This is a genomic window from Psychrobacter sp. CAL346-MNA-CIBAN-0220 (genome assembly GCF_040309805.1).
Classification (GTDB): Bacteria; Pseudomonadota; Gammaproteobacteria; order Pseudomonadales; family Moraxellaceae; genus Psychrobacter.
In genome coordinates, this window is record NZ_JBEOPF010000058.1 from 1 (window position 1) to 358 (window position 358).

A 358-nucleotide genomic window follows, 5' to 3' on the forward strand; every position below is an offset into this window, starting at 1 on the left:
CATTGACGCAGTTAATTGTGATAAACTCTGGTGCGAATTTTTTATGTTTATTGAGAGAAAATTATTATGTCAGATTTGTTCAGCACAATGGAACAGCATGCTAGCTACGGTGTAGGTCGTCAAATGGGCGAGCAACTAGCAGCAAACTCTTTTGAAGGTATTGATATCCCTGCTGTTCAAGCTGGTCTTGCTGATGCATTTGCCGGTAAAGAAAGCGCAGTATCAATGGAAGAGCTTCAAGTTGCATTTACTGAAATTAGTCGTCGTTTACAAGAAGCACAAGAAGCTGCTGCAGAAGCTGCTGCCGCTGAAGGTGATACATTCCTAGCTGAAAATGCTAAGCGTGACGGTATTACGA

General features: G+C 42.2%; 1 protein-coding gene. It reads left to right on the plus strand.

Features of this window, described 5'->3' with window-relative positions; translation table 11 throughout:
* Positions 1 to 66: 66 nt before the first annotated feature.
* On the plus strand, positions 67 to 358 hold a 292-nt coding region (locus AAEY88_RS12685; RefSeq protein ID WP_350562954.1), incomplete at its 3' end, for an FKBP-type peptidyl-prolyl cis-trans isomerase N-terminal domain-containing protein.